The sequence below is a fragment of the Mycobacterium bohemicum DSM 44277 genome (assembly GCF_001053185.1).
In the GTDB taxonomy this organism is placed as follows: Bacteria; Actinomycetota; Actinomycetes; order Mycobacteriales; family Mycobacteriaceae; genus Mycobacterium; species Mycobacterium bohemicum.
Map to the genome: position 1 here is coordinate 1,295,368 of NZ_CSTD01000001.1, position 24,205 is coordinate 1,319,572.

Consider the following 24,205-nt stretch of genomic DNA (forward strand, 5'->3'; position numbering starts at 1 on the left):
CCCGCTCTGGGCGAACGGACGGCCGGTTAGGCCGGCATCCGAATCGACAGGCCGGCAGCGCGATACATCGCGTCGATCACGGTCATGTTCTCGACCGCTTCTTCCGGTGTCGTCCGCACCGGTTCACCGCGCAGCACGGCCGCGGCGAAGGCGTCGAGCTGATAGGCGTAGGTTGAGCGCGCCGACGTGAAGTTCTCCGCACGCTTGCCGGTAGTGGAGCGGACCGAAAACCGCTGGAACGGTATCAGCGGATGGAGCCGCAGCTCGCCGCGGTCGCCGACCACCCTTACCGTGAGGCGCGGTAGATCGGTCGACCACATCGCACAGTGGATCCGACCGGTGTGCCCGTCGGCGAAGCGCAATTCGGCCGTCATGGCCCGGTCCACCTCGGGCCCGCGCAGTTTCGCCTGCGCCGAAACGACTTTCGGCGTCGAGCCGCCGAACCTGCGCACCATGTCGACCGCATAACATCCGAGGTCCATGAGCGCGCCGCCACCGAGGGCGTAGTTGTAGCGGTTGTGCGAGAACTTCGGCATCCAGAAGCACCAGTTCCCCTCGACCCGCTCCAGCTTGCCCAGCTCCCCCGACGCGATGATCTCGTCGACCCGCAAAGCGCAGGGGTGGTAGCGGTAATGAAAAGCCTCCATCACCACTCGGTCTGACTTCGCGGCCAGTTCGGCGAGCTCGCGGGCCTCGGCGGCGTTGGCGGTGAAAGGCTTTTCGCACAGCACGTGCTTGCCGGCGTCCAGCGCAGCCCGAGTCCACCTGCCGTGCAAGGCGGTTGGCAACGGGTTGTAGACCGCGTCCACCTCCGGATCGGCGATCAGCGCCTCGTAACTGTCGTGCACCCGCGCGATGCCGTGTTGGGCGGCAAAGGCTTGAGCACGCGACACGTCGCGTGCGGCGACCGCGGCCACCACGACTTCAGCGTTCCCCTGAGCGGGCTTGATCAGCGCCGCCGGCGTGATGCGGGCTGCCCCCAGAATGCCGATCCGCACCGGGGCGCCGCCTCCAACCATGGCCGGGATGCTAGCACCCGACCCAGTGCCGCTCGTGTGGCGCGCGGTTGGGCATACTGTCGCAATGATTGCCGCCGATATCTGGCGCCGAGCGCAATTCAGGCGGCGCGCCACTGCGAAAAACCGCACAAAAGACGAGCTCCCCCGCGTGTTGGTCATCTCCCATAAATGGGAGATGGCCGGAGGCGCGGAATTCGGATTTCGTGACATGGTGCTGGCGCTGCGGAAAATGCGGCCAGACCTCGATATGGTCGGCGTCTACCCGCGGCAGGGAAGCCTCGCGTCCGAGTGCGCCGGATACGGTATGCGCACCGAGATCAGCTGGGTGCCGTGGTGGGCTTACTACGAACAATGGCGGGAAGGGGTCAGTTCGCGACTCACCGCGGCGGTGGTCGGCGCGCTGCTCGTACCACTTGCGGAAGCGATCGTCATCGCGCAACTCCTGCCCGGGATTGTGCGAGCGGTGCTGCTACTGATGCGACTGCGGCCAACGATGGTGCTGACCAACACGATGGGCATTCCGTCGCACGCCGTCGCTGCCAAACTCCTCGGAATCCCGCACTACTGGATGGTCTGCGAGTTCGGGAAGGACGACCACCAGCTTCGGTTTTTCCTGGGCTACCGCGGGACCGTCCGCGCGATTGGACGGCTTTCGAAGACGGTGATCTGCAGTTCGCGAGCGGTTGAGAAGTCGCTACTCGAGGTGGATCCGACGATCAAGACGTGTGTGCTCTACCCCGCCATCGACGCCGCACCCGCGACGGCGCCGCCGCGGCATCCGGGCGAGCCACTGCGAGCTGTGCTGGTCGGTCGCTACTCCCAATACAAGGGGCAACACCTTGCCGTCGAGGCTGTTGCCATTGCCCGAAAGGCCGGCGTCGACATCGAATTGACGTTGGTCGGTGCCGGGGACCAAGAACCGGTTCGCGAGCTTGCCCGACGCCTGGGCGTCGTGGACCTGGTGGACATTCACGGACCGACGGAAAACGTCGAACCCTATTGGACCGCCGCCCACGTCGGCCTCATGTGCAGCGAGTGCGAGGCCTTCGGACGGGTCACCGTGGAGGCGATGAGAGCGGGATTGCCGGTGTGCGGAACAAACGCCGGTGGCACTCCGGAGATCATCGATCCAGGCGTCAACGGGCTGCTGAGCCCTGTCGGGGACGCGAATGCGCTCGCAGCCAACCTGATGGCGCTCGAGTCGGACGAGGACCTGCGGCGTAGCCTCGCCGTGCACGCGGTGGAAACCGCGCGGCGCTTCGAACGCACCCGTCACGACCATGAACTCGCCGCCATTCTCGACCTGTGTTGAAGCTCAGGCCCGCCCTGACATCAACGACTCGGCGCCACGGCCGGCCCGCAGCGCCGCACGCGGGCGAAGCTTTCCAGGAGATCGGCGGCGGCTGCGGCGCTTTCGGCCGGTTTGGTCATCCGGGTGGCGATCTCGCGGGCGCGCGTGAGGTAGTGCGGCGCCAGGATGGTGCGAAGTTCCGAGACCAGCGATTTGCGGGTAACCGATGAAAAACGGCGCGCCGAGCCGACCTTGAGCCGTTTCAGTTGGGCGCCCCAGAAAATCTGATCGGGCAGCGTCCAGAGGATCAACGTCGGGACCCCGGCACGCAGGCCCGCGGCCAAAGTGCCCGCGCCACCGTGGTGAACGACCGCGCGGCAGGTGGGAAAGGTGGTCGCGTAGTTGACCGTGCTCACCACCTTGACGTGCTCGTAATCGGGGGCGGTGCTGAAGTCACTCGACCCGGCGCAGACCAATGCGCGCTCGCCCACCTCCGCGCAGGCCGCGGCGATCATCGCGAGCGTGTCGGCCGGAGACGCGATGGGTATGGTGCCGAAGCCGAAGAAGATCGGCGGTGTGCCGGCGGCGATCCACGACGCGGCCTCCTCGTCAGCGTCCGTCGGCGACTCCATCGTCAGGGTGCCGACGAAGGGCCGCTGGCCATCGAATTTCGCCCACTCGGCGGCCAGCCCGGGAAACCACACCTCGTCGTAGGCCTGGATCTGCAATGAACCGCGTTCGGTGATCCGTCGCGACGTCGGGCGGGTGGCCTTCGGCAGGCCCAGTTCCCGGCGCTGCGCATCCTCGGTCTTCTTCATCGCCCGCCAATTCATCCATTCGCCCATCAACCAGGCGCGGCGGATCAACGGCGACGGCAGGAACGGCAGGAGTTGCCCGTTGGCCCGGATCGGGTAGTAGTCCAGTGTGGCCAACGGAATGTCGTAATACTCGGCGACGTTGGCAGCGGGCTGCTCGAAGGTCAGGCCGGTGAATAGCAGGTCCGCCCCCTCCGCCAGCGAGATGAGGGTTTTGCCCATATCCCTCCAGCATTGGGCAGAGATCTCCAGATTCTCGCGCTGCAGCCTGTTCAGCTCTTTGAATTTCCACGGAGTGTGGAAGCGACATGTCCAGTAGTTGCGCTGCGCGTCCAGGAGGGCCTGGGTGTCCAGCCCGTAGGCGACCGCCGCAAGCCCAGCCGACTCGGTGAAGCCGACCAGGTTGGGCGAGACGGCCATCCGCACGTCGTGCCCTCGCCGCTGCAGCTCGCGACCGACAACGACGGAGGGCTCGACATCACCGCGACTTCCATAGCAGGCGAGCACAAATTTCATCGCGGGCTCTCGTCCTTCCAAATGTCACGGGCACTTGCGCCTGTCACGGGTATGGCCGAAGTCAGGGGCACCGATCATTATTACCGGTTGTCCGATTATGAGCGGGCGCTTGCACCATTCGCATGGCTGGTCCGGTCGTCATCCCGTCGTCCCGTCGCGACGTTCTCAACGACCGGTCCCCAAGGCGCGCCCAATCTTCGGAAGGCGTCTCCTGGTCCGGACCAACGACACGCAGACCCCCTCTATACACCCACCTGCGAATAGCCGGTGATCTTCGCAAATTGACCATGACCCGTTGCGTGTGCCAGTAGCCTTCCGGCATGCTGCTAGCCGTGCCCGCCGGACGATCCACGCCGACCCGAAGAAGGAAGTGGACGTTGAATCCCGTGGTCGCCTGGCGGCGAACTCGCGGCCGCTTCCAAGACCCCCTATTTGTGTTTCAGATGGGAAAGGTGGGGTCTACCACGATCGAGGAAACGCTGGAGGCCCGGTACCGCTACTACCACCTGCACGATCGCGCGGACTTCTCTCCGATATACGAACGCTATCGTACGGGCCGGCGCACAAGGCGGGCCGAGTATTTCGACATCATCACGGCAACACGAGATCCGATCGCGCGGAAGATTTCGGGCTTTTTCCAAAATCTTGCGCTGACTCGGTCGACCCCCGATTCCGATGTCTATCCCTTTTGCTTCGAGTCGGAGGAGGCCGCCCGAAACGCCAGCATGGACGAGTTGGTCGCACGGTTTCATGCATGGGATGACGGGATACCGGAAGCGACGGAATGGTTCGACCGTCATTTTGAGCCGGCCACCGGCATTCGAATCTATGACCATGGGTTCGACCCGGAGAAGGGCTGGCAGATTTTCCGGGACGGCAAGTGGCGGGTGCTCGTGCTCCGGTTCGAAGACATCAACAAGAACCACCTGGATGCACTGAACGAGTTCGTGGTGGGACGCTATGGGCAGTCCTCACGGATCGACCGCCTCTGGCCGGCCAACCTTTCCTCCAAGAAATGGTACTTCGACCGGATGAACGAGTTCTTACGGGAAATAAAATTTTCGGACGACGATATCAACGCCGCCTACGCCACCCCTTATGCACGCCATTTCTACACCGATCAAGAGTTGGCGGCGATGCGGTCAAAATGGCGTAGAACATCTGCTGGGGTGCAACCGTAGATCGCTCTCGCTGAGGGCGCGGCGTCTCGAAGGGATACCAGAAGCCCGTCGATGGTCACAATCAACGCGATTGGGGCCGGTGCTCGAGGCGGATGCGCTGGTCGTTGTCGCCACATAGCGGGTGCGTGATCTGCCTATCACCTAAGGCAGGCAACCCTTTGCCTGGATGTGGGCAACGTCTTGGTGCCATTGGACACGCCCTCGGTGACCTTAGGTGGAGGATCGGCAGATTCCAAGCAAGATCAACGCGGTGGCGCCAAAATTTAGGGACCGCCGATAATAACGAGCGGCCGACTTGGGAAGAAGGTTCCCTACGTAGACCGGTTGGCAGATGGCCCAGGTTCCACATTTTTACGCCTACCGAATCGAAGAACGCTGTGCGTGACCGGCTGGGGCAGTAAGATATCCGACTGTGCCTCGTCGAGAGCTAAACACGCGCATCCGTGAGAACCTACCTGCAGTCGAGTTTGTGGTTTCTGCAAGACGACCATTTGTTCGCCGTCGCTATCGCTACCGCGACCGCCACCGCATGCTCAAGCAACTCGGGCCGGAACTCAGCAAAGAAGTCGCCTGGATCGCCTCCGACGTGTCAGGCCCAAGTGGTGAGTTGGGTTCGATTTTCGCCGACACGCCGAACATCCATAAGCTTCTTCATTATTTGCCGGTGTACGAATCGGCGCTGCGCGAGCGCCGTTCAGAACCGATACGAATGCTTGAAATTGGCGTAGCAAGAGGTGGATCACTGCAAATGTGGCGTCGTTACCTCCACCCAGAATCGACAATCGTCGGCATCGATATCGATGCCACGACTCAAGAATTCGACAACCCTTTGAATCGGGTGCACGTTCGTCTAGGAAGCCAGACCGATATCGCTTTCCTACAGCAAGTCATTGATGAGTTCGGCCCTTTCGATGTGATCCTGGATGATGGCAGCCACATGAACTCTCACATCATTACCACGTTTCGCTACCTGTTTCCTCGCGGCCTCGCGTCCGGGGGCGTTTACATCGCCGAGGACCTCTGTGCCAATTATTGGACGCCATATCGCGACAGCTGGATATCGTTCGCTGACTTCACAAAATGGCTGATCGATGCGATGCACGCGCACTACCAAACCTCGCTGAAAAGCGAACCCGATTTCCGCGCGGGGGAATCACATCGAGCGAATGAAATCCGCGTGCCTTTAGCGACGACGCTTATCGAAAAAGTCGAATTTTACGACTCGATAGCGGTAATTCATCGCGCACACGGGCGCCGCGAAGTTCCGATCAGCTTCTATCAGTAATGTACAGTATTAGGATACTTGCCATATCGCCACGTGCCCTCAAGTTTGTGGGCGGCGAGTCCTGAGGCCGCGCTGCTGACAATCACGTTAATCCCCAGCTCACGTCGCCGCGTAACTCTTGATGGTCGCGCCCCGCTCGATATCACGGTACCGATAGCGATTGCGGCAATCAGATAACTCCGGGAATGCCCTGTGCACGTTTTATTTGGGCCACACAGTAGGCAGATTATAACGCCGTGCTAGTGATCAAACCAACAAAGTATTGTCGCCCTCATTGGTGCTGCTGTTCTGGTGACAAGCTTAGAAGTTTGAGCCAATATGGCAACGCAAGGGACTGATACAAAGGTTCCGGAACAATCCTGGAGAGTACTCGAAGGGGTACTCGATAGGCTTTGTCTTGCCACGGCATCAAAGACCGTATGTGCTTGACCGCAGCGTCGCCGGGAAGGCGCGCCCGTGCCTGTCCGCCCGCATCACCAGCTTTTATGCCTGCGAAGTATAAGTCGAAGTGAGTTGGCATATACCAGAAGCGATACTCGGCGAACATGGAGCGCAACGGCAGCGTGTCCTCGAAGTCACGCTTGTTCAGATTACGGTAGTAATCCAAGCCCGCCGCCTGAGTACCTGGCGACAAAGCCGTATCGCTACGACTTGTACCGTGCTCAGGCCGGCCACGGGATGCGCAGCTGACGGCGACCAGTCCCCCTGGCCGAGTAAGCCGCACCATGTTCAGGAATGTTTCGTGCCAGTGCGGGTCGTGTTCGAAGCACTCACCGGATACGGTCACATCATAACTACTGTCGGGATCGTCAATCTGGTGTCCGAATCGCACGACGTCGACCCCGGGGCCTGCAACGAGGTCGACTCCAACATAGCGTCCTGCGGCCGCGAACAGATTGCGCACGCTCCCGTTGACGTCGTACGAGCCGATTTCCAGCACGCTCGCACCCGCGACAAGTTCCAGATTTGCATCGACGACGGCTTTAAAGAACGCAACTTGCTCCACGTGGCTCATAACGCTTCACATGCTAACGCACGAACCGGCACTTTCTGGATACAACCCCTGCCGATGCGGAACCGGTTAAGGCCGACGACGAGATCTTGGACCGCAGTGTCGGTCCTCGACTTCTCCACGTCTACGGCGGCCGTACGCGGCGCGATACCATTCAACAGCGCTGAGGCAGGTCGAGAATCATCCGCGCCGGTCATCCGATGGCCGCCTTCACCAATTAGCGGAAACACTTCGAGCAGACGAATTTTTCCAATAAATCGGCAGCGTTGGTAACGCTTTCAGTCGGTTTTGTCATTCGCGTGGAGAGCTCGCGGGCTCGGGCTGCGTATTCAGGGGCAAGTATCTGGCTAAGGTCCGCCACCAGTGATTCCCTGGTGGCGGTTGAAAATCGCCGGGCGGCGCCCACCTTAAGTCGCGTCACCTGAGTTGCCCAAACGGCTTGATCTGGCCACGTCCAAAGAATCAGTGTAGGGAGTCCGGCGCGCAGGCTCGCGGCCGTGGTGCCCGCACCGCCATGGTGCACGGCCGCGCGACAGGCCGGAAGAATGGTCGCGTAATTCATGGCGTCCACCACTTTGACGTGGTCCATGTGCGGAATGTTGCTGAAATCATTCGCCGCGGCGCAGACGAGCGCTCGCTCGCCCAACTGCGCACAGGCCGCGCCTATCATGACGATCGCTTCAGCCGGCGATTGGACCGGTGAACCGCCAAACCCAAAATAAATCGGTGGTGTTCCCGCGGCAATCCATGATGCGACCGCTTCATCGGCGTCTGTCGCCAATCCCAGGGTCAGCGCACCGACAAAGGGCCGTTGCCCATCCCATTTCGCCCATTCGGTTGCCAGGCCCGGAAAACAAACCTCGTCGTAAGCCTGGATTTCCAGCGATCCACGTTCGGCGATGCGTTGCGGGGTCGGAGAGCTTGCCTCCGGTAAGCCAAGTTCGCGGCGCTGCACGTTCTCTATCTTCTTAAACATTCCCCGGTAGTTTCGCCGCTCGTTTCGCTTCGTGGCGGAGCGGATCTGGCTGTTGGCTCGCTTCGGGGTGACATGCACCGTGGCCAACGGAATCTGGTAATACTCTGCGACGTTGAGAGCCGTCTCCTCTAGTAGTTGATAGGTGACCAGCAGGTCGGCCCCCTCAACCATGGCCATCAGCGTCGCGCACGTCATTTCCAAGGTCTGCGTCATGAGCGCCCGAGCTTCGTGTGTCAATCTGATGAGACGCGGGATCTGAAGGAGGATGCGCACATCGTAAGCGGGCAATAGATTGCGCTGCGTATCGTCGAAAGACTTAAAATCTGGTCCGCAAGCGACCGCCGAAAGCCCAGCCGCCTCGGCGAAGCCAACCAGATCGGGAGTGATAGCTATGCGTATGTCGTGTCCTCTGCGTAAAAGCTCACGGCCGATGGCAAGGCAGGGCTCGACATCGCCGCGAGTCCCATAGCACGCCAACACAACTTTCACAGAACAGCCTTTCAATCGTCGTATACGCGTTGGATGACGGTGCGTAGCAGAAGTGTCAGTGCGGGGTTTCGGCTGCCGCGCGATAACCGCGGACGGCCAGCGGTGTGATCACCGCGGCCAGCCCCAGAGCCCACACCATAGTCAGGAAGAGCGGCCACAACGCGGGATCACCTTGCGCGAGTGCCCGCATGGACTCAATCGTCGGCCACATCGGCTGCAGGTGCATTTGTAGCCGCACCGCCGAGGGCAGGTTTTCCGCGGGAACAACACCGGAACTGGAAAACACCGAGCCGATGGATGGCACCGCCAGCCAGGAGAGCACGGCACCGGTCTTGGACCGTACCGCGATCGCTATTACTCCCGTCGCGAAGACGACCGCTATCAGCACGGGCACCAGGAGGAATGGAATCACGGCGAGCCAGCCGCCTTTGAACCGAAGTCCGAGTCCGACGCCGACCGCGGTGATCAATACGGTGCTCACCAGTGTGCGGGCGGCCTCGGCGAGCAGCCGGCCGGTCATCGCGCTCGCCCTCTTGACAGGCAACACCCACAATCGGCCGATCATCCCGGTGTCGCGTTCGAAAGGAATAGTGCGTGCGGCGACGATCGTTCCGAACATCGCACCCGCCACCGCGCACATCGGCACCAAGCCGTAAATGCTGTCTGTGCCGGTAATTCTCATGATCGATTTACCGACCAGGACTTTGTAAGTAATCAACAAAAAGGTCGGGAACACCAGACTCTGGATCAGCACCGCCGGCTGGCGCCGCCACTCGGTGAGGAGGCGGCCGGCAAAAACCACAGTTTCGGTGGCCAGTGAGCTCCCCGACGGTGTGTTGACCGTCATCGCTGCCGCCTCTGTGCCCCCACCGCGACCGCCCCGAACACCGCCAGCAACGCGAGGCACCATCCCAAGCTGATGGCCAAATCGCTGACCACCACATGGCCGGCGGCGAATCCGCGCATGGTCTGCGTCACCTGCGAGACAGGCTGATTGCGCACGAATGAATGCAGCCAGGTGGGGAACGAGTCGACAGGCGCCAGCCCCGTGGAAAGCATGACCAGCAACATTTGGGGAACCAAAAGCAACTGAGTCAGTCCTCCGCTTCTTGCGATCTTGCCCTGCGAAGCTTCGGTAAGAACCCCTGCCGCGTCGGCCGCGAGCGATAGTGCAAGGGTCAAGGTGAGGGTCAGAACGGCGAAACCCACGGCGTACCCGAAACCGCCAAACAGTCGGAAACCAAACGCGTACCCGGCCGCGACCGCGGCGAGCAGAGCCAAAGTGCCGCGGAAGAGGCAATACAACATGCGGGCCATCATCGGTGTCATCGTGGACATGGGAAGTGTGCGAAGCCGATCCCCGAAGTCGCCGCGCTCGTCGCGGGCAGCCCGGTCAACGGTGGTGAGCGCACCGAGAAATATCACCTGGACGATGACGGCCGGTAGCACGTATTGCGGGTAGGTCATTCCACCGGTGTCGATCACATTGTTCAGCATGAAATTGAAAATGACCAAGCTGGCGGCGGGCGACAGAACCGCAAACGGCAAATCGTCGCGCATTGCGACGCGCACCACGCGCTCGGTCAAAGCAGCCAGCGCGCTCACGTCGTGGTCACGTCTTCGGTGAGGAGCAAAAACGCCTCGTCCAGGGACGGCTTACGTAGCGCTATGTCGGCGAGCTCGACGCCAAGCTGATCCACCCGGCGGAACACTTCACCGAGCGTCGCAACACCATCGGGCGAGCGCACCGAGACGGTGTTCGCCTCGTAATCGGCTTCGGCGCCTTCGAGATCGGCGACCGCGGCGAATATCTTGGCGAGGTCGCCGGGATTTACCGGGCTCACGGTGCAGTAGCCCAATCCCACGCGGCGCTTGAGGTCTTCGGCGGTCCCATTGGCGACAATACGACCATTGTTCAGCACGACAATCGAATCGCTGAGCACGTCGGCTTCTTCGAGGTATTGCGTGGTGAGCAGGATTGTGACGCCCTGGGCTGACAATGACAACACCAGGTCCCATACGTCGCGGCGACTACGCGGGTCCAGCCCTGTCGTCGGCTCGTCGAGGAAAAGCACTTTCGGTAGAACCACCAGTCCGGCGGCGATATCGATGCGACGCCGCATGCCGCCCGAATACGTCCGAACCGGTCGGTCGGCGGCGTGCGACATATCAAACTGATGGATCAAGGCGTCGGCTCGCAGCCGCGCGTCTTTGCGCCGCAGTCCCCGCAGTCGGCCGAACAGCACCAGGTTCTCCCTGCCGGTGAGCTCGAGATCGAGCGCGGCCCACTGACCGATGCTTCCGATGCTGGCCCGCACCTGTGCCGGGTCTTGGACCACGTCGTACCCCGCCACGATTGCTTGGCCAGAGGTGGGCCGCAGCAGCGTTGACAGGATCTTGATCGCGGTCGTCTTACCGGCGCCGTTGTGACCGAGCAGAGCGCAAATCGACCCCGTAGAAACGGAAAAGGTCACGTCGTGCAAGGCGTGAATTGCTCCGTCGAACGTTTTCGTCACGCCGTCGAGTTCGATCACGAAGACAGACGATACCCGTTGGTATACACGTGTCGAGCGAAACCGACTCCCTCGGTTTCGCGGTGCCCTTCTCGGCACCCGCGCGCTGACATGATCCCGCCCCGCCGGCTGCCCTGGTCCCAAGAATCCTGGCCGGTCGGCCTTGGCGACGGGCGGGTCGGCGGGCGGATTCGATCGCGGCGAACTTTATCCGCTCGGCGCGCCAACTGGCGGAACGGACGACGGCTTTGGCCGAATTAGCCACCTACCGGCAAGAGATAAGAGCGTTGGAGTGGGAGGTCGTGACCGGCATGCACCATTACCCGTGATTACCGTTCGTGCCTGCAACGGCGTTTCCGATTCCCGCGGTGGACGCGCCACCACCGGCTCCGCCGGCACCTCCGGGCGTGCCGCCCCCGCCGTTCCCGCCATCGCCGCCGGCAGCCGTAGCCGCGGAGAAGGTAGATGTGATTGCCGCGGTGCCACCGGCCCCACCGGCGCCACCGCTGTTGCTGCTGCCGGTACCACCGTCGCCGCCCGTGCCGCCCGTAATGTTTCCGACTCCGGCCGTACTGACTGCACCACCGGCCCCGCCATAACCCCCGAAGGTCCCGTCCCCGCCGCTGCCCCCATTGCCGCCGATTGCCGAACCCACAGAGGTGCTGGTACTGATAGCCGCGGTGCCACCGGCACCACCGGCGCCACCCGCGCCGCCGGTGCCGCTGGCTCCGTCGCCACCGGCACCACCGGTGGCGTTTCCGATTCCGGAACTCGACGCTGCACCACCGACGCCGCCATTGCCGCCGTTATAGCCGCCACCACCGACGCCAGCGGCGCCGCCAGTGACGTTTCCGTTTCCGGCCGTTGAGATTGCACCGCCGGCCCCACCCACCCCGCCGGTGCCCGCTCCGCCAGTGCCGCCGACGCCATTAAACGTGGACTGGCTAGATCTGATCGCCGTTGCCCCCCCGGCCCCTCCGGCGCCGCCGACGCCGGTGGTGGCGGTGCCACCGTTGCCGCCCGACCCGGCCGTGACGGATCCCGTTCCGGCCTGATTGGCTGCACCGCCGGCCCCACCGATACCACCGAAGGTGCCGTTCCCGCCGTTCCCGCCATTCCCGCCGACGGCGGCAGCCGAAGACGCATTGTTGATGCTCACAAAGCCACCGGCCCCACCCGCACCACCGCCGCCACCGGAGGTGCCGCTGGCATTCCCACCGTCGCCGCCCGCGCCGCCTGTGACGGTCCCTGATCCGTTCGTGCCAGCCGAACCACCGGCCCCGCCGGCACCACCGAAGATGCCGTCCCCGCCCTTCCCGCCGTTACCGCCGACGGCGGCAGCCGACGACGCACTATTCGGGACAGTCGCCGCCCCGCCGGCCCCTCCTGCGCCACCGACAGTGCTGCTGGCGGTGCCACCGTTGCCACCCGCGCCGCCAGTAGCCGTTCCCGCTCCGTTGGTGCCCGCCACACCACCCGCCCCGCCGGCACCAGCGACGGCACCATTCCCGCCGTTCCCACCATTACCGGCGATGGCGGCGGCCGAAGAGGAACCGCTAAGTTCATTCGCCCAGCCACCATCCCCTCCAGTTCCACCCACGCCGGTGCTGCCCGTGCCCCCGTTACCGCCCGCGCCGCCCGCGACGGTTCCGGTTCCGTTCATGAAGCCCGTACCACCGTTCCCACCGGCACCACCCGAAGTGCCGTTGCCGCCGTTCCCGCCATTGCCACCGACGGCGGCAGCCGAAATGGAACTGGTCGCGTAGCCGCCGCTGCCGCCGTTGCCGCCGTTGCCGGTGCCAGTGGCGTCGCCGCCGTTACCTCCATCGCCACCGGTCACGCCCGCGAAGCCGGCCCCGCCAGTGCCTCCGTTGCCGCCGTTGCCAGTACCGGCGCCGCTGCCGCCGTTGCCCCCGACACCCGCCGAAGTCCAGTAGCCCGTTCCGCCGTTGCCGCCGTTGCCGCCGCTACCATTGCCAACGCCGTTGCCACCGGCTGCGCCATTGCCGCCGGACCCGGCATGGCTGAAGAACTGCCCGCCCAGGCCGCCGGAGCCGCCGCTGCCGCCGTTTTGGCCGGCGCCGCCGTTAACGCCGGCTACGCCGTCCGCGCCGGATCCGCCGTTGCCGCCGTTGCCGCCGTTGCCCCAAATCCAGCCGCCATTGCCGCCGTTACCACCGGCCGCGCCGGTCCCGGCCGCGCCGTTGGCGCCGTTGGCGCCGTTGCCGAACGCGGCGCGTGGTGTCTTCCCGGTCAGCGGTGCAAGCAACGTCGTTATCCTCAGGACGGGCGAGAACCACGTGCCGACGGTCGTCCAGTCGCTGGGGTTCAGGATGTTTTCGATGCTCGTTTCTATGCTCGCGAGATACGGCACGTTCCCCAGAATCGGCACGCTCGCTGCCTCCGTGGCGGCATACGAGTTCCCACCCAAACCCAAGGCCTCCACGAAAGCAGTGTGAAACTGCCCAGCTTCCGCGCTCAGCGCCTGAAAATCCTCGGCAAAGCCGCCGAATAACTTCGCGATCGCCGCCGACACCTCGTCCTGGGCCGCGACCACCACCGACGTCGTCGAGGGCGCCGCCGCCGCATAGGCCGCCTTGATCGTTTCCTGCAGCCCGGCCAGATCTGATGACGCAGTGGCCAGGGCTTCCGGAGTCGCGATCACATAGGAAGTCATTGGGTTCCAACCGTTCGACGAGGCACGAGTGATTTAGGGGTACGCTACGCGCGTCTAATAGGGTTTGAGGCCCGATTCCGCGAGCTTGACCCGATCGCAAGTTCCATTCCGCCGCAACAGCATTACCTGACGGTTACCGACGACACCCTTCGTGTGACTACTGCGACAGGTGCGACTCCAGGTGTTGAGGCGCCGGCCGTCAGGGCTTTGCTGCGGTCGCTCGCACTAAGCAAGCCGCTTCAATCGGGATGACGGCTCAACGGTGTCGTAGCACAGCGTGAGCACATGGCGGCGTTGGCGTTTCACGGTCACCGGTGTCCGGCAACCAACCGCGCGCGGGGGCCGCGCCGACGATCGCGGTTGGTGCACGATGCGCGATGCTACGATCTCGATTCGCCTGGACCGGCCATGCGTTGGGCCATCAACCGTTGAGGAGTTGATTTTGGCTGTCGGCGAGCTGACTGCGCGCGAGGCCGAACGCGTCGTGTGGGACGCGATCATCGTGGGCACCGGCATGGGCGGCGGAATGCTGGGCTACTCGCTGGCCCGCTCGGGCCGGCGGGTGCTATTCGTCGAAAAGGGCCGCTCGACGCTGCCCGGGACACCGGGAACGATTCGCGCGGCCATGCCCGAACTGGCCGAGCCACAGGCCTACCGTTCCGAAGCCGGCTACTACGACGCCTTGGCCCGGGCCGGGCGCAGCACCGACGAGATCGAAGACATCAGCGGGCGCTTCCCCAAGCGCTTCGTGCCGTACATCGGTGCCGGCACCGGCGGCTCCTCGGCCCTCTACGGCATGGTCTGCGAACGCTTCTTCGCCCAAGACTTCACCCCCCGCCAAAACTTCCGCGACCCCGGCGACTCCACCGTGCCCGAGGCCTGGCCGATCACCTACGACCAGCTCAGCCCCTGGTACGCCCAAGCCGAAAAACAGCTCGGCGTGCGCGGCGCGCCCGACCCCCTGCGCCCCGAATCCGCCGCCGTCGGGCTGCCCCCGGCACCACCGTTCTCCCCCGACAACCAACCCCTGGTCAACTACCTGACCGGCCGCGGACTGCACCCCTACCACCTGCCGATGGCCTGCGACTACACCGACGGGTGTCCCACCTGCCAGGGCCATCTCTGCCCGCAGTCGTGCAAGAACGACGCCGCCCGCAACGGCGTGCTGCCCGCCGTGGCCGAGCACGGCGCCCACCTGCTGGACGAATGCCGGGTGGTGCGCCTCGAGGCCGACCGCACCCACGTGCGGCAGGTGATCGCCCAGCACCGCGGCGACACGCTCGCCCTGAAAGCCGAGGTGGTGGTGCTGGCCGCCGGAGCCCTGGCCACCCCGGTGCTGCTGCTCAACTCCCGATCGGGGGACTGGCCACGCGGACTGGCCAACAGCTCGGATTATGTGGGCCGCAACTTAATGCGCCATCTCATGGATTGGATCGAGGTCTGGCCGCAAGCCCGCTGCCAGATCACGGCGGAAAACAAGGAGATCGGGCTGAACGACTTCTATTTCTGGGAGGGGCAGAAATACGGCACTGTGCAGTCAGCCGGTGCGATGGCCAATTTGGCATCCATGGACATGCTGACCAACCACCCGGGCTGGCAGCCGAAGCTGCTGCGCCTGGTGAGCCCCGCGGTGCGGCCGATCTACGATCGCTTCTTCAACGGCGGATTGCTCCTGGCCCCCATCATGGAAGACCTGCCCTACCTGGACAACCACGTCTTACCCAGCGATCGGCCCGGCGCGGACGGCCGCCAGCGGCTGCGACTTCGATATCGTCTACACGCCAGCGAGATCGAGCGCCGCGCCGTGTTCATGCGGCAGATAAAAGAGGTATTGAATCCGTTTCGCACGCTCACCCTGCGCACCGGCGCAAACAACTCCACCCTGGGTCACGTCTGTGGCACCTGCCGCTTCGGTACCGATCCCAAAACCAGCGTGCTCGATCCACAAAATCGGGCACACGAAGTCGACAACCTCTACGTGGTGGATGCCTCCTTCTTTCCGTCAAGCGCCGGTTTGAACCCCAGTTTGACGGTCGCCGCCAACGCGCTGCGGGTGGCCGACCACCTGAACCAGGCGCATTTCGCCAACTGACCACCAGGCGAAAGCGGCCCGGTGAACGGGATCGCCTGAAGCCTCAGTCGCGACCAGCCGTGCCCGTGCGCCGCCTATCGACCAACACTCCTGGAGCGCGCAAAATCTTCCACAAGATCGGCGGCGGCCGCGACGCTTTCGGCGGGTTTGGTCATCCACGTGGCGATCTCGCGGGCCCGGGTGACGTACTGCGGAGCGAGGATGGTCCGCAGGTCGGCGACCAACGATTTTTCGGTCACGGTCGAAAAGCGCCGAGCGGTGCCCACCTTCAGCCGTTTCACCGCCACTCCCCAGATGAGCTGAACGTCCGCCATCCAGAGGATCAACGTGGGGACCCCGGCGCGCAGGCCCGCGGCCGTGGTGCCCGCGCCACCGTGGTGCACGACTGCGCGGCAAGCGGGAAAGACCGCGGCGTAATTCATCGCGTCCACCACCTTGACGTGTTCGAAATGGGGGGCGTTGCTGAAATCGGTCGCGGCGGCGCACACCAGCCCGCGCTCTCCCAACTGTGCACAGGCCCTGCCGATCATGGCGACCGTGTCGGCGGCGGATTCGACCGGGATGCTGCCGAACCCGAAGAAAATCGGCGGCGCGCCGGCCGCGATCCACGAGGCCACCTCTTCATCGGCGTCCGTCGGTGATTCCATCGTCAGTGTGCCGACAAAGGGCCGCTGGCGACCGAATTTGGCCCATTCGTCGGCAAGCCCGGGAAAGCACACTTTGTCGTAGGCCTGGATTTCCAGCGATCCTTGTTCGGCGATCCGCCGCGGCGCGGGGCGGGTGACCTTCGGCAGGCCCAATTCACGGCGCTGCGAGTCCTCGACCTTTTTCACCCCGCGCCAAACCAGCCACTCGTAGATCCGCATCGCCGAACGGATGAACGAAGGCGGGAGGCTCGGAACGAGACGGCCGTTGACCCTTATCGGAAACCACAGCAACGTGGCCAGCGGAATGTCGCGGTACTCCGCGACATTGGCGGCAAGCTCCTGATAACTCATGCCGGTCAACAGCAAGTTCGCGCCGTTCGTCAGCTCGGTCAGTGTCGCGCTCATCTCACCCCAACGCCGCGTGCCGGGCTCCCGAGATTCGCGCAAGAGCGCGAGCACATCCCGAATCCTCCAGAAATTGCGGAAGAAATACGCCCAGAAGTTACGCGTCGATTCCAGCCACGCCTGGATGTCTGGCCCGTAGTCGACCGCCGCAAGCCCAGCCGCCTCGGCAAAGCCGACCAGGTCGGGCGAGACGGCCATGCATACGTCATGGCCGCGGCGCCGCAACTCACGGCCGACAGCGAGGCCGGGCTCGACATCGCCGCGAGTCCCATAGAACGCCAGCACAAATCTCATCGGGTAATCGTGGCCCTTCACTCCGTGCGTGTTCTGCGAAATGAAGCCGCAGCAGCCTCGTGTTCGCCCGGCCGGAAGAACCCGCCATCCGGTCCTCCGGGGGATGCCGTCGGCCAGTAGCGCTTTGGTGCAACACTACGGACGGTCAAGGCCCGCGCCGCATCATATGCCGGGGCGTGGCTCGGACCCCTTCGGTACCCCACACACCATACTGAGAACTTCCTTAAATCCCGGACGAAGGCGGGACGAACCTGTGGGCCTCCGTTATGGTTTGCAACCGTAATTAGACTCGTGTCGGCTAGGGTGGTGCGGTGGTCTGGGGCAGTGTGCGCGATGTTGAGCCGTCGCGCTCCGATATCGCCGTCGAGGGCGACCTCGATGCTGGCCAACTCCACCGTCCCGGACGTGTTCCGTTCCGACGCGCTCGCCAGACGTCAGCCGCGCCCCGAGCGCACGTCGGATCCGGAAAAAGCCGCCGAAATGCGGGATCTGTGATTCTTCAGGTCCTGAGGCGGCTGTGGATCCCACTAGTCGTCCTGGTGGTGATTGCCGTTGGAGCATTGACCGTTTCGCGACTGCACGGCCTCTTCGGCGCCGAGAAGGGACTCTCGTACGGCGACACCAGAGTGGACAACAAACCCTACAATCCCCCTCACCTGAGGTATGAGGTCTTCGGACCGCCAGGGACCGTGGCCTTGATCAGCTATTTCGGCGCCAATGGCGATTCGCAGCATGTTGAGGGGGCAAACCTGCCGTGGTCGTTCGAGTTCGCCGTCACCGCGGCAACGGGCATGAAAAGCGTTGCGGCGCAGGGTGACAGTGACAGCATCGGATGCCGCATCCTGCTGGACGGCGTGGTCAAAGTCGAGAAGGTCACGCACGAGGTAAGCGCGTTTACGTCCTGCGCGTTCAACGCATGAGCACCCATCAGCTACACAGCAGTCGACCATTGGTAGCGCGGACGATCCGTCGATTGTCGGTGCTCGTCATCCTGGCGTGGCTGGCGGTCATCGGTTTCTTGATTTTCTGTGTCCCCTCTTTGGAGCAGGTGGAGAGCGAGCGCTCAGTATCCCTGAGCCCCTCGGATGCGCCGTCCATCACCGCGGCAAAGCGGCTGAATGAGGACTTCAAAGGATCTGACCAACCTGGCCGTTCCGATCAATCGAATTCCGGCGGTGTGGCGGCGATCGTTTTGGAGGGTCAGCAACCCCTCGGCGACGACGCCCACCAGTTCTACAATCGATTGATTTCTCAGTTGAAAGACGATCCGAAGCATGTGGCGTACGTCCAGGATTTCTGGGGAGATGAATTAACCAGACACGCCGCGCAAAGCGTCGATGGAAAGGCCGCCTATGTTCAACTGATTCTCGCCGCGGGCAACGGATCGATTGAAGCGGTTCAGCACATCGTCGCGCGAACACCGGCACCGCAGGGAGTCAAAGCGTTTGTCACCGGGCCGGCGGCGATCAGTGCGGATATGAGCCACAGCGGCGACAGGACGGTTGCGACGATCACCCTGGTGAGCGTCGCGGTGATCTTCATAACACTGCTTCTGGTTTATCGTTCGGTCATCACCGCAATTCTGCTGCTGCTGGTGGTCGGGATAGAACTGCAAGTCGCCCGCGGCATTGTTGCATTCATCGGCCATCAAGGGGCCATAGGCCTCACCACCTTTGCCATTAATCTGCTGGTGTCCCTCGTGATCGCGGCCGGTACCGACTATGGGATATTTTTCGTCGGGCGATATCAGGAGGCGCGTCAGGCCGGTCAGGACAGAGAGACGGCCTACTACACCACGTACCACGGGGTCGCCAAGGTCGTCGTGGCCTCGGGTTTCACGATCGCCGGAGCCCTTTTCGCTCTGATCTTTACGCGGCTGCCCTCCTTCTACGTGCTGGCCATCCCATGCGCCGTGGGTGTGTTGGTCGCCGTCGCGGTCGCGGTCACGCTTATTCCAGCAGTACTGACCGTCGGGAGCCGTTTCGGGCTGTTCGAGCCCCGGCGAAAAATCAACCCGCGCGCCTGGCGCCGGGTCGGCACGGCGATCGTTCGATGGCCCGCGCCCATTCTCGTCGCCTCCCTGGCGGTCACGCTTATCGGTCTGTTGACGCTGCCGGGCTACAAACCCAGCTACAACGACCAGCAGTTCATTCCCAAGGACATCCCCGGCAATTTGGGGTACGAGGCCGCAGCGCGACATTTTCCCCCGTCGGCAATGATGACCCCCGAGATCCTGTTGGTCGAGACCAACCACGATCTACGCAATCCGGCTGATTTCCTGGTGCTCGAGAAGTTAGCCAAAGCCGTCCTCGCAGTGCCGGGAATTTCGTCAGTTCAGGCCGTGACCCGGCCCGAAGGGACCCCGATCAAGCACACATCGCTGCCGTATTTGCTCAGCATGCAAGTCGCCGGCCAGCAGCAATTCCTCTTTTTCCAAAAAGCGCGTCTTAACGACATGCTCAAGCAGGCCGACATGTTGGCGGAAGCGATCAACATCACGCGGCACCTTTATGACCTGACGCAGCAAATGGTCGCCACGACGCACGACATGGTCATCACGACACGTGACATACAAGGCCTCACCAACGACCTCCGAGTCCATATTTCCGATTTTGAGGATTTCCTCAGGCCGATCCGCAGTTATTTCTACTGGGAAAAGCATTGCTACGATATTCCCGTTTGTTTTGCGCTGCGAAGCGTGTTCGATTCTCTCGACGGTGTTGACGCGGTTACCGACAAGCTGGGCGATGTGGTTGCGGACCTCAATCAGATCGACGTGCTCCTGCCGCAGATAGTCGCCCAGTTTCCCGAGATGATCGCGATCATGGAAAGCTCGCGGACCATGCTGCTGACCATGCACAGCACCATGTCCGGCGTCCTCGGGAACATGGGCGACGACGATAACGGCAGTGGGAGCGCCATGGGGCGGGCGTTCGATACCGCTCAAAACGATGATTCGTTTTACCTTCCGCCGGAAGCCTTCAAGAATAAAGACTTCCAACGAATCATGAAGATATTCCTGTCACCGGACGGGAAGACCGTCCGCATGCTGATCTTACAAAAAGGCGATCCCGCGTCGACGGAAGGCATTTCCCGGGTCGATCCGATTAAAAGCGCGGCCGAGGAGGCGCTCAAGGGGACTCCGCTGGAAGCATCGAAGATCTACCTCTCGGGCACCGCAGCGGGTGTGCGCGACGTCGTGCAGGGATCAACGTACGATCTCATGATTGCGGGGGTCGCTGCGCTTTGCCTCATCTTCATCGTCATGCTGATCATGACGCGAAGTTTTGTCGCCGCCCTGGTCATCGTCAGCACGGTGTTGCTCTCGTTGGGCGCATCTTTCGGGCTCTCCGTGTTCGCCTGGCAGGATCTGTTCGGCATCCAAATACATTGGTCAGTGCTCGTGATGTCAGTCATCGTCCTTTTGGCGGTGGGGTCTGACTACAATTTGCTGCTGGTCGCCCGGATGAAAGAGGAAATAGGAGCCGGCATAAACACCGGCATCATTCGCGCCATGGGTGGCACCGGCAAAGTGGTGACGAATGCGGGGCTGGTATTCGCGTTCACGATGGGGTCCATGCTGGTCAGCGACCTGCGCGTCATCGGCCAGGTAGGCACCACGATCGGTCTGGGTCTGCTGTTCGACACGCTGGTCGTGCGTGCGTTCATGACGCCCTCCATCGCCGCACTGCTGGGGCGCTGGTTCTGGTGGCCGCAACAGGTGCGCCCCCGCCCCGCAAGTTCCCTGCTTCGCCCGACGGGGCCCCGTCCGTTGGTACGTGCCTTACTGCTGAGATAGCGGCTGTCAGTGGCACATTTCCAGTTCAGCACAAGGGCGGCGACCGTGGGGAGCACCGTGGCAAAGCGCGATAGCGAAAGCAGTGGCTGCCGCTTCACGATGCACGGCGCGGGCGCCCATTTCCTGTGGCGGCTGAAGGCCGCATGACCACCGAACGCCCCCGGCCACCATTCATTGCGAGGACGATCCGCAAGCTTTCGCTTGTCATCATCCTGACGTGGGTGGCTTTGACCCTGCTTGTGACCTTTGGGGTGCCTCCTTTGGAGCAGGTGGGCGAACAGCACTCCGTACCGCTTGCACCCCAAGACGCACCGTCAGTGCGCGCCATGACCACCATGGGTAAAGCGTTCAAAGAATCCGATTCGGACAGTTTCGCGATGATCGTTCTGGAAGGGCAGCAGCCACTCGGGGACGACGCTCGTACGTACTACAAAAAATTGATTCATGAGCTGGGAAACGACCCGCGACACGTCGAACACGTGCAGGATTTGTGGGGCGATCCACTCACCGCACCCGGCGTGCAAAGTGCCGACGGCAAGGCCGCATATGTGCAGCTGAATCTGGCCGGCAACCAAGGCACCACCCTGGCACAAGAATCGGTGACGGCGGTGCGGCACATCATCAAGCAGACACCGCCTCCCCCCGGTGTCGCGGTTCATCTCACGGGGCCGGCAGCGCTCATCCCGGACATGGTCCGCAGTGGCAATGACTCGTTGCTGAAGATGACCCTGATAGCCGGCGTGATCATATTCGTGGTCTTGCTGTTCGTTTACCGTTCGGTCCCCACGGTGTTGCTGTTGGTAATCGGAGTGGGTGTCGAAGTAGGTTTGGCCCGGGGGTTCATTGCCTTTCTCGCGGACCATAACGTTGTTGTGCTGTCGACATTTGCCATCAATCTGTTGGTGGCGCTTTCGATGGCCGCTGGGACCGACTACGGGATATTCTTCTTCGGTCGTTATCAAGAGGCCCGCCAGGCTGGTGAGGACCCCGAGACCGCTTACTACACCACCTACCGCGGGGTCGCTCACGTCGTCCTGGGTTCGGGGTTGACCATCGCCGGAGCCATGTTGTGCCTGAGCGTCACCCGGATGCCCATCTTCCAGACCATAGGCGTGCCGTGCGCCGTGGGTATGCTGATCGCCGTCCTGGTCGCGCTCACGCTGGTCCCGGCGGTTCTGGCCACCGGAAGCCGCTTCGGGCTGTGCGACCCCAAGCGCAGGATCGGGCAACGTCGATGGCGGGGCGTCGGCACAGCGATTGTCCGCTGGCCCGCGCCGATTTTGGCCACCACATTGGCGGTCGCACTGGTTGGGCTGGTGACGCTTCCGGGCTACAAAACGAGCTATGACGACCGGGCATATCTACCGCAAAATCTTCCGGCTAATCTGGGGTTCGCGGCAGCCGATCGTCATTTCTCCCAATCGCGACTGATGCCCGACATTCTGATGGTCCAGGCGGATCACGATATGCGGAATCCTGCCGATTTTCTCGTCCTGCATAAACTCGCCAAGGCGATTTTCCGGGTTCCAGGAATTTCGCGCGTTCAGGGCATAACCCGGCCCGAGGGCACACCGATAGAACACACTTCGATACCCTTTCTGATAAGCATGCAGAACGCGGCCATGGCACAAAACATGACCTTTATCAGAAAGACCATGGATGACCTGCTCAAGCAGGCCGACATGATGACGAAACAAATTGCTCTGATGAAGCGCCTCTACCTATTGCAGGCACGACTCACCGGAATTACCCACCACACGATCGGGCTGACAAAGGAAATGATCGGCATCATCGATGAGACCGAAGACCACTTCTCAGATTTTGAAGATTTCTTCAGGCCACTTCGGAGTTACTTTTACTGGGAAAAGCACTGCTATGACATTCCCGTTTGTTATGCGCTGAGAAGCATTTTTGATGCGCTCGACGGCCTCGATGAGCTTGCTGATAAGACCCACGATATTCTGAAAGATTCGGAGAAAATCGATGCGCTGCTGCCGCAAATACTCGCGCAGTTCCCGCCGATGATCGCAATCTTGGAAGCCACGCGTGGCCTCCTGCTGACGAACCACAGCACCACGTCAGGTTTCTTGGGCCAGATGGACGAGTCCAGTCAGAGCGCTTCCGCGATGGGACAGGCATTCGACGCCGCACACAACGATGACTCCTTCTATCTGCCTCCTCAGGTATTCCAGAACGCGGACTTCCAGCGCGCGATGACTTCATTCATCTCTCCCGACGGAAAGGCGGCACGATTCATCATTTCGCATCGCGGCGATCCCGCGACGCCGGAGGGGATCGCGCGAATCGATCGGATCAGGTCGGCTGCCGAGGAGGCGCTCAAGGCGACCCCCCTGGAGAACGCCAAGATCGAGCTGGCCGGCACCGCATCGACCTACAAAGACTTCCACGATGGCTCTAAATACGACCTGTGGATCGCGCTCGTCGGTGCGCTTTGCCTCATTTTCGTCATCATGCTGGCCCTCACCCGAAGTTTCGTGGCCGCCCTGGTTATCGTCGGGACTGTACTGCTTTCGTTGGGTGCATCCTTTGGGTTGTCGGTGCTGGTCTGGCAATACCTTCTCGGCATCAAATTGCACTGGATGGTGCTGCCGATGTCGGTGATCGTCCTTTTGGCCGTCGGATCTGACTACAACTTGCTGTTGGTATCCCGGATGAAAGAGGAAATAGCTGCCGGGTTGAATACCGGCATCATCCGCGCCATGGGTGGGACCGGGAAGGTCGTGACGAACGCAGGTTTGGTGTTCGCCTTCACGATGGCCTCGATGATATTCAGCGATTTGCTGGTCATCGGCCAACTCGGCACCACGATCGGCCTGGGCCTGTTGTTCGACACCTTGGTCGTGCGTTCGTTTATGACACCGTCAATCGCCGCGCTGCTCGGGCGTTGGTTCTGGTGGCCACAGACAGTCCGTCCGCGCCCTGCGAGCTTCATGCTGAGGTCCGAGCCCCCGCGTGCCGTGGTGCGGTCCTTGCTGCTGAGGGAGCAGCCCCACGGCGACGACGCGGCCACGGTAGAACTGCCCACGCTGTCCGTCTAGTGCGGCCGGGTATGCGCAGCGGGCGCGGATCGTGCCGCTGACCGGAGCGACCGGCTTCCTGGGCCGCTACCTGCGGTCGTAGTCTGCCGCGGTGGGCGACGTGCGCGACGTCAAGCGCCGCTTTCTGGGCGACGC

The 24,205-nt window shown here is 62.7% G+C and carries 16 protein-coding genes; 7 read left to right on the forward strand and 9 right to left on the reverse strand.

Features of this window, described 5'->3' with window-relative positions; all coding sequences use genetic code 11:
- Positions 1 to 26: 26 nt before the first annotated feature.
- Positions 27 to 1,019 carry a Gfo/Idh/MocA family protein gene (locus tag BN971_RS05920; RefSeq protein ID WP_085180223.1) on the reverse strand — a complete coding sequence of 331 codons (993 nt, stop codon included), beginning with the start codon at positions 1,017 to 1,019 and terminating at the stop codon, positions 27 to 29.
- A 64-nt stretch (positions 1,020 to 1,083) separates the two neighbouring features.
- Between BN971_RS05920 and BN971_RS05925 the strand changes: the two genes are divergently transcribed.
- The gene (locus BN971_RS05925) at positions 1,084 to 2,331 is read left to right on the forward strand and encodes a glycosyltransferase family 4 protein (protein ID WP_169718577.1); all 1,248 of its coding nucleotides are present in this window, start codon (positions 1,084 to 1,086) and stop codon (positions 2,329 to 2,331) included.
- 20 nt (positions 2,332 to 2,351) lie between these two features.
- Here the strand turns inward: BN971_RS05925 and BN971_RS05930 are convergent, their stop codons facing one another.
- Positions 2,352 to 3,641 (reverse strand): glycosyltransferase, encoded by a 1,290-nt coding sequence (locus BN971_RS05930; protein ID WP_085180225.1) that lies wholly within the window; start codon positions 3,639 to 3,641, stop codon positions 2,352 to 2,354.
- 320 nt (positions 3,642 to 3,961) lie between these two features.
- Here BN971_RS05930 and BN971_RS05935 point away from each other — a divergent pair, with 320 nt between their 5' ends.
- Both BN971_RS05935 and BN971_RS05940 read left to right on the forward strand, forming a co-directional pair.
- Complete coding sequence (locus BN971_RS05935) at positions 3,962 to 4,822, forward strand: putative capsular polysaccharide synthesis family protein (protein ID WP_090349864.1); 861 nt, start codon at positions 3,962 to 3,964, stop codon at positions 4,820 to 4,822.
- A 529-nt stretch (positions 4,823 to 5,351) separates the two neighbouring features.
- Entirely contained in the window at positions 5,352 to 6,107 is a 756-nt protein-coding gene (locus BN971_RS05940; RefSeq protein ID WP_085180227.1) for a class I SAM-dependent methyltransferase, read from the forward strand.
- Positions 6,108 to 6,378: 271 nt separating this feature from the next.
- Here BN971_RS05940 and BN971_RS24515 read toward each other — a convergent pair whose 3' ends face one another.
- The 6 genes from BN971_RS24515 to BN971_RS26260 all read right to left on the reverse strand — a co-directional run bounded on the left by BN971_RS24515 (position 6,379) and on the right by BN971_RS26260 (position 13,774).
- Entirely contained in the window at positions 6,379 to 7,122 is a 744-nt protein-coding gene (locus BN971_RS24515; protein ID WP_139027053.1) for a class I SAM-dependent methyltransferase, read from the reverse strand.
- A 214-nt stretch (positions 7,123 to 7,336) separates the two neighbouring features.
- Positions 7,337 to 8,584: a glycosyltransferase gene (locus tag BN971_RS05945; protein WP_085180228.1), complete on the reverse strand. Its 1,248-nt coding sequence runs from the start codon at positions 8,582 to 8,584 to the stop codon at positions 7,337 to 7,339.
- Positions 8,585 to 8,639: 55 nt separating this feature from the next.
- Complete coding sequence (locus BN971_RS24950; protein WP_169718578.1) at positions 8,640 to 9,431, reverse strand: ABC transporter permease; 792 nt, start codon at positions 9,429 to 9,431, stop codon at positions 8,640 to 8,642.
- On the reverse strand, positions 9,428 to 10,189 hold the full coding sequence (locus tag BN971_RS24955) for an ABC transporter permease (RefSeq protein WP_169718579.1): 762 nt from the start codon (positions 10,187 to 10,189) through the stop codon (positions 9,428 to 9,430). The genes BN971_RS24950 and BN971_RS24955 overlap by 4 nt, the downstream gene beginning before the upstream one ends.
- Positions 10,186 to 11,118 carry an ATP-binding cassette domain-containing protein gene (locus BN971_RS05955; RefSeq protein ID WP_085180229.1) on the reverse strand — a complete coding sequence of 311 codons (933 nt, stop codon included), beginning with the start codon at positions 11,116 to 11,118 and terminating at the stop codon, positions 10,186 to 10,188. The genes BN971_RS24955 and BN971_RS05955 overlap by 4 nt, the downstream gene beginning before the upstream one ends.
- A 298-nt stretch (positions 11,119 to 11,416) precedes the next feature.
- Complete coding sequence (locus tag BN971_RS26260; RefSeq protein ID WP_170322112.1) at positions 11,417 to 13,774, reverse strand: PE family protein; 2,358 nt, start codon at positions 13,772 to 13,774, stop codon at positions 11,417 to 11,419.
- 442 nt (positions 13,775 to 14,216) lie between these two features.
- On the opposite strand from BN971_RS26260, the gene BN971_RS05980 reads away from it, so the two are divergent.
- Positions 14,217 to 15,866, forward strand: coding sequence for a GMC oxidoreductase (locus BN971_RS05980; protein WP_245836631.1), 1,650 nt, complete (start codon positions 14,217 to 14,219; stop codon positions 15,864 to 15,866).
- Between the two features lie 74 nt (positions 15,867 to 15,940).
- On the opposite strand, the gene BN971_RS05985 is transcribed toward BN971_RS05980, so the two are convergent.
- A complete protein-coding gene (locus BN971_RS05985; RefSeq protein WP_085180548.1) occupies positions 15,941 to 17,212 on the reverse strand; it encodes a glycosyltransferase in 1,272 nt (423 codons plus the stop codon).
- Between the two features lie 506 nt (positions 17,213 to 17,718).
- Between BN971_RS05985 and BN971_RS05990 the strand changes: the two genes are divergently transcribed.
- The 3 genes from BN971_RS05990 to BN971_RS06000 all read left to right on the forward strand — a co-directional run bounded on the left by BN971_RS05990 (position 17,719) and on the right by BN971_RS06000 (position 24,070).
- Complete coding sequence (locus BN971_RS05990; protein ID WP_085180549.1) at positions 17,719 to 18,132, forward strand: MmpS family transport accessory protein; 414 nt, start codon at positions 17,719 to 17,721, stop codon at positions 18,130 to 18,132.
- The gene (locus BN971_RS05995; protein WP_085180232.1) at positions 18,129 to 21,011 is read left to right on the forward strand and encodes an MMPL/RND family transporter; all 2,883 of its coding nucleotides are present in this window, start codon (positions 18,129 to 18,131) and stop codon (positions 21,009 to 21,011) included. Before BN971_RS05990 ends, BN971_RS05995 begins: the two co-directional genes overlap by 4 nt.
- Positions 21,012 to 21,154: 143 nt before the next feature.
- Positions 21,155 to 24,070 carry an MMPL/RND family transporter gene (locus BN971_RS06000; RefSeq protein WP_085180233.1) on the forward strand — a complete coding sequence of 972 codons (2,916 nt, stop codon included), beginning with the start codon at positions 21,155 to 21,157 and terminating at the stop codon, positions 24,068 to 24,070.
- The last annotated feature ends 135 nt before the right edge of the window (positions 24,071 to 24,205 follow it).

What these genes read in the sequence shown, in the direction of transcription:
- BN971_RS05920 (WP_085180223.1), bottom strand. Translation starts at nt 1,019, where the DNA reads ATGGTTGGAGGCGGCGCCCCGGTGCGGATCGGCATTCTGGGGGCAGCC.
- BN971_RS05925 (WP_169718577.1), top strand. Translation starts at nt 1,084, where the DNA reads ATGATTGCCGCCGATATCTGGCGCCGAGCGCAATTCAGGCGGCGCGCC.
- BN971_RS05930 (WP_085180225.1), bottom strand. Translation starts at nt 3,641, where the DNA reads ATGAAATTTGTGCTCGCCTGCTATGGAAGTCGCGGTGATGTCGAGCCC.
- BN971_RS05935 (WP_090349864.1), top strand. Translation starts at nt 3,962, where the DNA reads ATGCTGCTAGCCGTGCCCGCCGGACGATCCACGCCGACCCGAAGAAGG.
- BN971_RS05940 (WP_085180227.1), top strand. Translation starts at nt 5,352, where the DNA reads ATGCTCAAGCAACTCGGGCCGGAACTCAGCAAAGAAGTCGCCTGGATC.
- BN971_RS24515 (WP_139027053.1), bottom strand. Translation starts at nt 7,122, where the DNA reads ATGAGCCACGTGGAGCAAGTTGCGTTCTTTAAAGCCGTCGTCGATGCA.
- BN971_RS24950 (WP_169718578.1), bottom strand. Translation starts at nt 9,431, where the DNA reads ATGACGGTCAACACACCGTCGGGGAGCTCACTGGCCACCGAAACTGTG.
- BN971_RS26260 (WP_170322112.1), bottom strand. Translation starts at nt 13,774, where the DNA reads ATGACTTCCTATGTGATCGCGACTCCGGAAGCCCTGGCCACTGCGTCA.
- BN971_RS05985 (WP_085180548.1), bottom strand. Translation starts at nt 17,212, where the DNA reads ATGAGATTTGTGCTGGCGTTCTATGGGACTCGCGGCGATGTCGAGCCC.
- BN971_RS05995 (WP_085180232.1), top strand. Translation starts at nt 18,129, where the DNA reads ATGAGCACCCATCAGCTACACAGCAGTCGACCATTGGTAGCGCGGACG.
- BN971_RS06000 (WP_085180233.1), top strand. Translation starts at nt 21,155, where the DNA reads ATGACCACCGAACGCCCCCGGCCACCATTCATTGCGAGGACGATCCGC.